Raw genomic sequence first — 10,442 nt, 5'->3', positions numbered from 1 at the left:
TCTGGCGGTCGGTTAGCAGGGACGGTATTGTCGGGGCTAATTTATCAGTTTTATGGACTGGTGGGATGTCTGTGGGTATCCGCGTTCTTTGTGCTCTCAGCAGCATTGGTGACGCTGAAATTACCCGATCCTCAGCCCAGTCAAGCGATCCAGGACGAAACAGAACCTAACCTTGGCCCAAAAGCATGACTAGCAAGTGTTTGGAACGTACTTGTACATTTTTGGCGCGTTGGGCTATTTTAGCCAGTTTTGAGCAATTGTTGAATTCGATCTATTGTGAGTTGTTAAGTTAGCGATCGCAAACGAACTAAATTCAATTGTTCCCGTCATAGTTTACGGTCTATGTGAGCAATTTAGTTTGAGGGATCGTAATCGATCGAAACAATTATAATTTTGACATTACTACGATCTTAAAGGAATGAGATAAAATTAAGATGAAATAGATCGGCTAAATTCACCGAATTGTCCAAAGTAAATTCAGTACGATGCATCAAAATCGACTATTCAATCGTACCCGCATTCAGCTCACTGTCACCTATGCGATCGTCATTGGTTTAATTACATTGCTCTCTGGCTGTGCGATTCATTTAGTGATGATTCGTGCTTTTGCGCGCACAGTCGATCGAGAATTAAATACGTTGGCTGGAACCGTTCATGATAGTCTAGAAGCAGTCTTGCAACAGCCAGAGCAAGTTCCTCCATTCGCGATGAATTTACTTCCAGGATTGTGTGTATTGGGGGGGGGATGTTCGCAGCCTAAATCTGATTCTAAAATTGCCGAACTGACACAAAAACAGGGCTACTGTCTGCGATTATTAACCTTAAAGGGGAAAGAGATCGCCAATTTAGGCGGGACAAAACATAAATTTAATGATGAGATCCCGACGATGCATTGGGAGACTATTACTGACGATCGCGGCGAACGCTATCATATTCATACATTGCAACTCAAAACGATCGACAACCGAAACTGGGGCTATCTTCAAGTTGCCCAATCTTTCCATCATTTAGATGAGTACATGAATAGTCTTCATCTAATTCTGATTTTTGGCATTCCCCTGGCAATGTTACTAATTAGCGGGGTAAGTTGGTGGCTGTCAGGATTGGCAATGCAGCCAATTTATCAATCTTACCAGCAGATTCAACAGTTTACCGCAGATGCCGCCCACGAACTGAGAACGCCGCTAGCTGTCACGCGGATCGCAGTAGAGAGTGCTTTAGATCTAGCAGTAATTAAGCCAGAAACTCGGAATAATTTAGAAATTGCCCAGCGTCAAGTTCGCCATCTCAGTTGTCTAGCTGAGGATTTACTCTGGCTATCGCGCTTGGAAGCAAAACAATTACCGTTGCAGTTTCAGCCATGCTGTCTGAACGATTTAGTCAGCGATTTAGAAGAAGAATTAGCTCCCCTAGCAATCGCCAATTCGTTGGCGGAGCCTCTCCAAAAGAGAATCGATCTGCGCTTAGAAATTTTAGTTAACCAGCCGCTCTATGTCAATGGCGATAGCGACAGGCTGTATCGATCGATCGCTAATCTAATTAATAATGCCATTCAATACACCCCTGCTGGTGGCATAGTTACTATTAGCCTAGCTTACTCAGATCGTACCGCAATAGTGACGATAAAAGATAATGGGATCGGCATTGCGCCTGAAGATTTACCATATATCTTCGATCGCTTTTATCGAGTCCAATCCGACCGTTGGCGTAGCCTCTCCTCCGGAGAATCTCGCTCCACAGGCGGAACGGGATTGGGTTTAGCGATTGCCCGCGCGATCGTTCAGGCACATCATGGCAATATCCAAGTTGATAGTCAACTAGATCGGGGTAGTACCTTCACCGTAAGTCTACCGATTAAAGCAACTCCGAGCAAGATATCTAGCCAGAATAAGACTACCTAATTTCGCTCCGAATGGATTGTTCGGATTAGATAATTTTCTGCTCTCGATCGGGATGAATATATTTCGCCTAATCCACAGAACTTTTTCCAGCGTCGTGGGGATTTGTGGTTTCCCGCCAATATACGGTATGAGACTTCTACGCGATCGGTTAGAATCCTTGTAAGCGAATTTTCTGTTGGTCCTATCTTCCCAGTTGTGTAAGCTAGATTGTACTGACCAACACTCTTACACTCTACTATCGATCGCCACTATGAAACTTGCTCCCTTTGGTTCCTGGAAATCACCGATTACTGCTGATTCGATCGTCGCTGATAGTATCGGACTTGGTTCGATTGTCCTAGATGGAACAGACATTTATTGGTTGGAATCTCGTCCCCAAGAAGCTGGACGCAGTGTCATTGTTAGGCGGACTGCTGACGGTACAATTAGTGATATCACACCGCCAGAATATAATGTGCGAACTAGAGTGCATGAGTATGGCGGTGCAGCCTATACAGTTGTCAACGGCACCGTCTATTTTAGTAACAATAGCGATAATTGTCTGTATATCCAGAATTTAGATGGAGATAACCCTCAGCAAGTTCGTCAACTCACCCACGATCAAACTAAAAGATATGCCGATTTGACGATCGATCCCCATCGTCAGCGATTGATTTGCGTCCAAGAGGAGCATGATTCAAGCGACTTAGAACCGTTAAATACGATCGTTAGTATCGATCTCACCAAAACAGATGACATGTATGTCTTGGCTGGAGGGTGTGATTTTTATGCTGCGCCACGATTGAGTCCCGATGGAAGTAAATTAGCCTGGTTGAGTTGGAATCACCCAAATTTACCTTGGGATGGTACCAATTTACAAATTGCCAATGTGATTAACGGCTTCCTATCGGCACCGACATTAATTGCTGGGGGTGCGAATGAAGCAATTTTTCAGCCTCAATGGTCTCCAGATAATAGCTTATATTTTGTCAGCGATCGCACGGGCTGGGGTAATCTTTATTGCTGGCATCATGGCACAGTTAAGGCTGTCTATGAATTGGATGCCGAATTTAGTCTCCCCCAATGGGTATTTGGGATGTCTACTTATGCACTAGTAGGCAAACATCGGATTGTCTGTACCTATAGTCAAAGTGGAGTCTGGAAACTCGCGCTGATTAATACCCTCAGTGGGCATCTCACCCATCTCAATGTACCTTATATCGATATTTCTGGCATTCGCGCGGCGGGTAATTTACTCGTCTGCTGTGGGGCTTCAGCTACCCAAACTAATGAAATTGTCTCGATCGATTTAGTTACAGAATCACGCCAAACACTCCAACGTTCCAACCAATTAAAAATCGCTCCTAGCTATCTATCCATTCCCCAATCGATCGAATTCCCCACCACAGAGGGGACTGCATACGCCTTCTACTATCCACCCACCAATCCCGATTATCAACCACTCCTGGGCGAAAAACCACCCCTGCTCGTCAAAAGTCATGGCGGCCCGACAGCGGCTACTTCCAGCCAACTCAACCTCAAAACTCAATATTGGACGAGTCGCGGTTTTGCGGTAGTAGATGTCAATTATGGTGGGAGTACTGGCTACGGGAAAGCCTATCAACACCGTCTCGATGGGAAGTGGGGCATCGTCGATGTCGATGACTGTACAAATGCCGCTCAGTACCTGGTAAAACAAGGTTTGGCAGATGCCAAGCGATTAGCAATTTCTGGCGGTAGCGCGGGCGGTTATACCACCTTAGCGGCTCTAACCTTCGGCGATACCTTCAAAGCCGGAGCGAGTTATTATGGCGTGAGCGATTTAGCCGCCCTAGCCAAAGATACTCACAAATTTGAATCTCGTTATCTCGATCGATTAGTGGCACCCTATCCAGCCAAAGCCCAGATTTATCAAGATCGATCGCCCCTCTATTTTACCCATCAATTATCCTGCCCGATCGCTTTCTTTCAAGGGTTAGAAGATAAAGTTGTCCCACCCAATCAAGCCGAAATGATGGTAGACGCACTCAAAGCCAAAGGTATCCCCGTCGCCTATGTCACCTTCCCCACCGAGCAACATGGTTTTCGCGAAGCCGCAAATATCAAACGCGCTCTCACGGGTGAATTCTATTTCTATGCTCGTGTCTTTGGCTTCCAGCCAGCAGACGACATCGCACCGATTGAAATTATCGGTTAATCTCGCCAGATTTAGACAACCAAATTGTCAGATCGTCGATCGAACGATTTCACCAATCGCACGGATCTGGACGTTATCTCGCCCTAAAATCTACGGGTACGAAATAGACATCGATTTCTCGCACCTGAGCATCGATAGTTTTGGCGGTTTGAACTTCCCCAAATGGACTCAATAGAGTTTCGAGTAAATCTTTGGCAAATTGGTCACGTGGGAATTGTGTCATAATCGTTGGCGGTAGCGGAGCGGTTGCTTTAGCAATAGCCTCTGGCGAATGAGAACCGATATTTTTTCTGAAAATTGGGCAATCTAATATTGTAGAGTTCATGAGTTAAATCTGGGTGATGACAACTAATTTATGTAGAGGAAGACTCACCAAATGGAATGATGAACGTGGATTTGGTTTTATTCAACCTGTCGATAAAGGTCAAACTGTTTATTTACATATCTCTGAACTCAAAGACTCGACTCGTCGCCCACAATTAGATGACATAATTTACTATTATGTTATAGCTGAGGAAGATGGCAAATTGCGTGCTGATAACGCCTTTATTTTAGGAGCAAGAAGGAAGCCAACCTCATCTTCTAGATCTTTGAACGACAGAGCAACATCACCCTTTCCTCTGAATAAAATAGTGCTGCTTTCGATTTTGCCTTTTGTTAGTTCAATTCATTTTTTTGCAACGACACGCAATCCACTTCCATTCATTATCTATCCGGTAATGAGTATCTTGACTTACGCCCTATACGCTGATGATAAATCTCGCGCAAAACGAGGAAGCTGGAGAATTCCTGAGCAGAATTTGCATCTATGTGAACTGGCTGGCGGATGGTTGGGAGGATTTGTAGCTCAGCGAAGACTGCACCATAAAAGCACGAAGAAGTCTTATCAGCTTAAATTTTGGACGATTGTCACCATCCACCAGATTGGTTGTCTAGGTTGCCTATTCTTGGTGAAATACCCAAATTCGATGATGAGCCTCATCGTCAAATCAAGTAACTGAGCATGTTTGAGACATTACGGCTAATTACCAAAAATAATGTACTCAACAATTTATTATCAATAACCACAAACTATTGACAACAAATTCTTAGGCTAGAGATGATCTACCCGAAGCAGACACCTCTGTGAAGACGATCGATCTCGTGGTAGCTCGAAGCTGATATTCTTGGAGTTGTGTTGTTTCGCACCACGAATGCGGATGATGTCTCGGTCATTGGCAGCCATCGGGTAGAGCTATTATTTTGCAAGAGTTGTCGCTATGAATTTTGAATTAATCGAAATCGATACTGAGTGGTTAGCTGTAGCCATGTTTGCGGGCTTCTTTATCATTTTGATGAGTGGCTATCCTGTATCGTTTTCCTTTGCTGGAACAGCGATTGTCTTTGGCTTAATTGGCTATTTCATGGATGCTTTCGATCCGAGTCGCTTGTTATTGCTACCGAATAATTGGTTCGGTACGATGTCTAATTTTACCCTGTTAGCTATTCCCTTTTTCGTCTTTTTAGGTTCGATTTTAGAGAAGTCTGGCATCGCTGAAGAATTATTAGAAACGATCGGTATTCTCTTAGGCCCAGTAAGGGGTGGATTAGCTTTAGCGGTAGTGTTGGTGGGCACTTTATTAGCAGCAACAACTGGGGTAGTCGCCGCGACAGTAATTATTATGGGGATGATTTCTCTACCTGTAATGTTGCGCTATGGTTATGACAAGCAATTAGCGGCTGGGGTGATCGTTGCTTCGGGCACATTGGCGCAGTTAATTCCGCCTAGTCTGGTGTTATTAGTATTGAGCGATCAATTGGGTGTATCGGTGGGGGATTTATTCTTAGGAGCGTTAATTCCAGGACTGATGTTATCTGGTTCTTATGCAGCCTATGTATTAATCATCGCTTATTTGAAACCCGATCTTGCTCCTGCCCTACCGCTTGCCGCTAGACAAGTGCAAGGAGTTGCTTTAGCCAAAAAGGTAGTCAAAGCTGTTTTACCCCCCTTCTTGCTGATTTTTGCAGTCTTGGGGAGCATTTTCTTTGGGATTGCGACTCCCACCGAAGCGGGATCGGTCGGTGCAGTTGGTGCTTGTGGTTTAGCTGCGCTGAATCGTAAATTAGATTGGAATTTGATCAAGACAGCGGCTCACTCGACGGCGGTGGTATCGACGGTAGTAGTGATGATTTTGTTTTGTTCGTCGTTCTTTAGTTTAGTTTTTGATGCACTGGGGGGTAAAGATTTAATTACCGATTTATTGGTTAGTTTACCTGGTGGTAAGGTCGCTTTTTTAATTGTCAGTAATATCATCATTTTTATTTTAGGAGTGTTCCTAGAATTCATCGAAATTTCGTTTATTGCCATGCCGTTATTGGTTCCGGCTGCTCAGAAATTGGGACTCGATATGGTGTGGTTTGGAGTGGTGATGGCGATTAATTTACAAACGGCGTTTATTTCACCACCCGTCGGATTTTCGCTCTTTTATCTGCAAAGTGTCGCGCCACCAGAACTCAAGACGATCGATATTCACAAGAGTGCATTTCCTTTTATAGTATTGCAATGTGCGATGTTGCTAATCGTGATGATTTTTCCGCAAACTGTGACTTGGCTCGTGAGTGTAGCAACGAAACCAGTGCTTTGATTGAGTAATGAGTAATGAGTATTGCTTAATCAAGATTTGAGGTTGGCATAACTATGGCGATCGAAACTGGCAGAATTAATATTATTCCAAGCATAGACTCGATCGCGAAACTGTTTCCATTCGCCAAAAATCTGTTTAAAGTCGGCATCTGTAGCCGAAAATTGGTCGTACAATTCAAAAGATGCTTTTTCGGCGGCGGCTAAAATCTCTGGACTATAAGAGCGCAACTTCACCCCATTTTTAATCAACCGTTGCAATGCCTGATTATTGCGGGCATCGTAGCGGGCTAACATTGTCATATTGGCTTCAAAGGCGGCAGCTTGAACGGCGGCTTGGTATTCAGGCGGAAGTTTCTCCCATGCTTTGAGGTTGATTTGTAACTCTAAAGTAGGGCCTGGTTCCCACCAGCCAGGATAGTAATAATATTCGGCGACTCTATTCAATCCCAATTTTTCGTCATCATAGGGACCTACCCATTCCGCTGCATCGATGGCACCTGTCTGTAATGCCTGGAAAATTTCGCTACCAGGCAGGGTTTGGACTGTCACCCCTAGTTTGGCCATTACTTGCCCGCCCAAGCCAGGAATCCGCATTTTCAAGCCCTTGAGGTCGCTAATTTTGGAGATTTCTTTCCGAAACCAGCCGCCCATTTGTCCGCCAGTATTACCCGCCGGAAATTGAATAATCCCAAATTTACGTTTGTATAGGTCTTGTAAAGATTTTAAGCCACCGCCCTCGTACAACCAGGCATTTTGCTGTTGAGCGGTCAAACCAAAAGGTAAGCTGGTACCAAAAGCCGCAGCGGGAGTTTTGCCGACATAATAATAACCCGCAGTATGACCGCAAGGCACAGCCCCTTGGGAGACGACATTCATCACTTCTAGGGGTGGCGCAAGTTCGCCAGCAGGGCGCGGGGTAATTTTAAATTTACCACCAGTAATCGCCGCCACGCGATCGGCAAAAGTTGTCGCACCACCAAAGATGGTATCCAGTGAGATCGGCCAACTCGTTGCCATTTGCCAGTTAATATTTGGTAAACCAGAATCTGAGCCTGACGACCTTTTTCTCGCTCGACAAGACACTAGAGCCGCACCTGTCAATGTACTAGCGATCGCGGTTTGGACAAAATATTTCCGTTTCACTTTTCAATCCTCAGCTTTTTCCGTGCTTAATACAATACTCGATCTCGCCGTTGATTAAGTAATAAGTAATGAGTAATAAGTAATGAGTAATAAGTTGGTTGTTGAGTAGGGGCAATGTCTTGTCGGTTTTTTATTCGGGGGGTACCCTAGACATAAAACCGCCGCTTCATGAATTGCCCCTACTCAACTGCCCATACTCAACAACTGTCGCACCTTGAGACACTGGCTCGACTGCCCTTGTTACTTGGTGAATTTGGAATTGCTGCTATCCACGATCGGTAATTTGACACGGAGGGAGTATGATAGATGAAGCTGTGGTACTTTATGGAAATATTGACTCTTGCGTAACTCGATCGAGCCTGCTTATATTCGCGTCCTGTTGAACTTGTCACGGGCGATCGATCGATTGACTGAAATCATCGGTAGTTTGACTGGTTGGATGGTGATTTTGACGATCGCGGTAGGTTTTTATAATGTCGTTGCTCGTTATCTGGGTCGATTAATTGGTGTCCAATTATCTTCTAACGCGCCGATCGAATTACAATGGTATTTGTTTTCGTTGATGTTTTTTTTGGGATTTCCCTATATTCTCAAACATTCTGCAAATGTACGTGTAGACTTTTTTTATACGAATTGGACTGCTAAACAACAAGCCCTAGTCGATTTTATCGGTACCATGCTATTTACAATTCCGTTTTGTATTTTGGGCATCGGCGTAACAATCGGGCCAGTATTGCAATCTTGGGGACTTTTACCCGATGGGAGTTGGGGGGCTTGGGAGCTGTCTCCCGATGCTAATGGATTACCCCGCGCACCAATTAAAACGATGATTATCGTTGCTTTTGTGACTTTACTCCTCCAAGCAATTTCCCAAGCCATCAAGTATCTATCTGTTTACAAGGGCTATCCCCACGCCGCCGAAATTATCCAAGCGGATGTCGAAAACATCCCTTTAGAGTAACAGATCTAGTTCGGGCCTAAATTACTCTAACGGTAGAATGCGGATTACAGCGGTTTTATTTTTAAAAACCATTAATCTTTAAATATCCTGGTGGTGACACAAACATGCTCAGTTACTTGATTTGACGATCGGGATCATCATCGAACTCAGGTTACTAACTACGATTTACCAAAGAATAACAGGTGCTGCTGAGGTAAAACACTCTCATTTTTAAGCAACTTTAGTCCCACCGCTTTCATCTCTTGCTGAATCTGTTTTTGAGTAGTTTTGTGGTGAGGCTTGATAAATACTAAAGGATCTTCACCCCGATATTCTGTTAGAACCACACGTCCACCTGGTTTGAGTGCGGTAACAATCCCCTCCATCATTTCGTGAGGATAACTGAACTCATGATAAGCATCTACCATGATGGCGAGATCGATACTGGCTGCGGGTAATTCTGGACTTTGTTCTGTGCCTAATTGTGTTTGAATATTCATAATCTTGCTTTTTTGAATCCGCTGTTTCAATAGTGAGATCATTTCTGGTTGCACATCGACAGCAAGTACTTTCCCTTCAGGTACCTGTCGCGCTAGAAGCTGGGAAATATAGCCTGTGCCGGCCCCAATATCGGCTACAACGTCTGTAGATTTTAATCCTAGTGCTGCGATCATTTTCTGGGGTTGCTCCTCTGTAGCCCGATCTGGACGCTCTAGCCAGTCTGCGCCTTGATGTCCCATTACCTGGGCGATTTCCCTACCCATGTAATATTTGCCAGTACCATCAAAACTGGGTTGTCGATAGCTGTAATATTTAGATTGAATGAGAGCAGTGCTAGATTGAGTGGCAAGTTGCCAACAGAGCAGACAGGAAATTAGCAGTTTGAAAAAGTTTTTAAAGACCATCGAGTGTTAAAGTGTTTGCTGAAAATGTTGCGATACAAGCATTTTAGAGCATTTACAACTGTCCACCCGCCGATCGAGTTTTATCCCCGAATTATGCATAAATCCACGCCGATCGATCGAATGACATTTGCGACTAAACTAGCCTATGGAGCGGGAGATGCAGGTGCAGCGATTACATCGATTATGCTGCTCTCTTATTTATCGCCGTTTCTGACTGATGTCGCCCATTTATCGCCAGGATTAGCTGGGCAAAGTCAACTAGTCGGCAAGGTTTGGGATGCGGTGAATGACCCAATGGTAGGGGTTTTGAGCGATCGAGGTCAAGTATTTAGCGATAAAATTCGGCAGCGGTGGGGGCGAAGGTATCCGTGGATGTTGTGGGGCGCAATTCCATTTGGGGTGTTCTTCGCGCTCCAGTGGATTGTCCCTTTTCCTGAAACTAATCAATGGGGCTTATTTGCTTTTTATACGTTAATTTCGATTTTATTTAATACCTTTTTCACGGTTGTAAATTTACCCTATACTGCACTCACCGCAGAACTGACTCAGGATTATCATGAGCGCACGAGTTTAAGTAGTTTTCGATTTACATTTTCGATCGGTGGTAGTATTATCGCCCTGTTACTGGCTCGTACTGTATTTCAAAATATTCAGACACCAGCAACTCAATATCTGACGATTGGGGTGATTTGTGCGGTGATTTCGGTATTTCCGGTGTTCTGGTGCGTGTTTGGTACTTATGCTCGATCGCAAG

Annotated in this window: 9 protein-coding genes and 1 pseudogene; 7 read left to right on the top strand and 3 right to left on the bottom strand. The window is 44.4% G+C overall.

Annotated elements, in window-relative coordinates:
- From RMO55_RS08905 to RMO55_RS08895, 3 genes and pseudogenes are all read left to right on the top strand, one after another.
- A pseudogene (locus RMO55_RS08905) lies at positions 1–189 on the top strand (hypothetical protein); the annotation flags it as partial.
- Between the two features lie 296 nt (positions 190–485).
- On the top strand, positions 486–1,901 hold the full coding sequence (gene rppB / locus RMO55_RS08900; protein WP_310425895.1) for a two-component system sensor histidine kinase RppB: 1,416 nt from the start codon (positions 486–488) through the stop codon (positions 1,899–1,901).
- Between the two features lie 250 nt (positions 1,902–2,151).
- Positions 2,152–4,077 (top strand): S9 family peptidase, encoded by a 1,926-nt coding sequence (locus RMO55_RS08895; protein WP_310425893.1) that lies wholly within the window; start codon positions 2,152–2,154, stop codon positions 4,075–4,077.
- A 73-nt stretch (positions 4,078–4,150) separates the two neighbouring features.
- Here RMO55_RS08895 and RMO55_RS08890 read toward each other — a convergent pair whose 3' ends face one another.
- Complete coding sequence (locus tag RMO55_RS08890; protein ID WP_310425892.1) at positions 4,151–4,402, bottom strand: hypothetical protein; 252 nt, start codon at positions 4,400–4,402, stop codon at positions 4,151–4,153.
- Between the two features lie 16 nt (positions 4,403–4,418).
- On the opposite strand from RMO55_RS08890, the gene RMO55_RS08885 reads away from it, so the two are divergent.
- Positions 4,419–5,078 carry a cold shock and DUF1294 domain-containing protein gene (locus tag RMO55_RS08885; RefSeq protein ID WP_310425891.1) on the top strand — a complete coding sequence of 220 codons (660 nt, stop codon included), beginning with the start codon at positions 4,419–4,421 and terminating at the stop codon, positions 5,076–5,078.
- A gap of 258 nt (positions 5,079–5,336) precedes the next feature.
- Positions 5,337–6,701, top strand: a complete 1,365-nt coding sequence (locus RMO55_RS08880) for a TRAP transporter large permease subunit (protein WP_310425889.1) — start codon at positions 5,337–5,339, stop codon at positions 6,699–6,701.
- 29 nt (positions 6,702–6,730) lie between these two features.
- Here RMO55_RS08880 and RMO55_RS08875 read toward each other — a convergent pair whose 3' ends face one another.
- The gene (locus RMO55_RS08875; protein ID WP_310425888.1) at positions 6,731–7,843 is read right to left on the bottom strand and encodes a TRAP transporter substrate-binding protein; all 1,113 of its coding nucleotides are present in this window, start codon (positions 7,841–7,843) and stop codon (positions 6,731–6,733) included.
- 367 nt (positions 7,844–8,210) lie between these two features.
- Between RMO55_RS08875 and RMO55_RS08870 the strand changes: the two genes are divergently transcribed.
- The gene (locus tag RMO55_RS08870; protein ID WP_396134237.1) at positions 8,211–8,804 is read left to right on the top strand and encodes a TRAP transporter small permease subunit; all 594 of its coding nucleotides are present in this window, start codon (positions 8,211–8,213) and stop codon (positions 8,802–8,804) included.
- 158 nt (positions 8,805–8,962) lie between these two features.
- Here the strand turns inward: RMO55_RS08870 and RMO55_RS08865 are convergent, their stop codons facing one another.
- Positions 8,963–9,688: a class I SAM-dependent methyltransferase gene (locus RMO55_RS08865; RefSeq protein WP_310425885.1), complete on the bottom strand. Its 726-nt coding sequence runs from the start codon at positions 9,686–9,688 to the stop codon at positions 8,963–8,965.
- A gap of 93 nt (positions 9,689–9,781) precedes the next feature.
- On the opposite strand from RMO55_RS08865, the gene RMO55_RS08860 reads away from it, so the two are divergent.
- Positions 9,782–10,442: MFS transporter (locus tag RMO55_RS08860; RefSeq protein ID WP_310425883.1), on the top strand; the 661-nt coding region annotated here is incomplete at its 3' end.

This window comes from Chamaesiphon sp. VAR_48_metabat_135_sub (genome assembly GCF_031418915.1).
In the GTDB taxonomy this organism is placed as follows: domain Bacteria; phylum Cyanobacteriota; class Cyanobacteriia; order Cyanobacteriales; family Chamaesiphonaceae; genus Chamaesiphon.
The sequence above is the reverse complement of the archived record's forward strand: the minus strand, read 5'-3'. Positions and strand labels throughout refer to the sequence as shown.

What these genes read in the sequence shown, in the direction of transcription:
- rppB (WP_310425895.1), top strand. Translation starts at nt 486, where the DNA reads ATGCATCAAAATCGACTATTCAATCGTACCCGCATTCAGCTCACTGTC.
- RMO55_RS08895 (WP_310425893.1), top strand. Translation starts at nt 2,152, where the DNA reads ATGAAACTTGCTCCCTTTGGTTCCTGGAAATCACCGATTACTGCTGAT.
- RMO55_RS08890 (WP_310425892.1), bottom strand. Translation starts at nt 4,402, where the DNA reads ATGAACTCTACAATATTAGATTGCCCAATTTTCAGAAAAAATATCGGT.
- RMO55_RS08885 (WP_310425891.1), top strand. Translation starts at nt 4,419, where the DNA reads ATGACAACTAATTTATGTAGAGGAAGACTCACCAAATGGAATGATGAA.
- RMO55_RS08880 (WP_310425889.1), top strand. Translation starts at nt 5,337, where the DNA reads ATGAATTTTGAATTAATCGAAATCGATACTGAGTGGTTAGCTGTAGCC.
- RMO55_RS08865 (WP_310425885.1), bottom strand. Translation starts at nt 9,688, where the DNA reads ATGGTCTTTAAAAACTTTTTCAAACTGCTAATTTCCTGTCTGCTCTGT.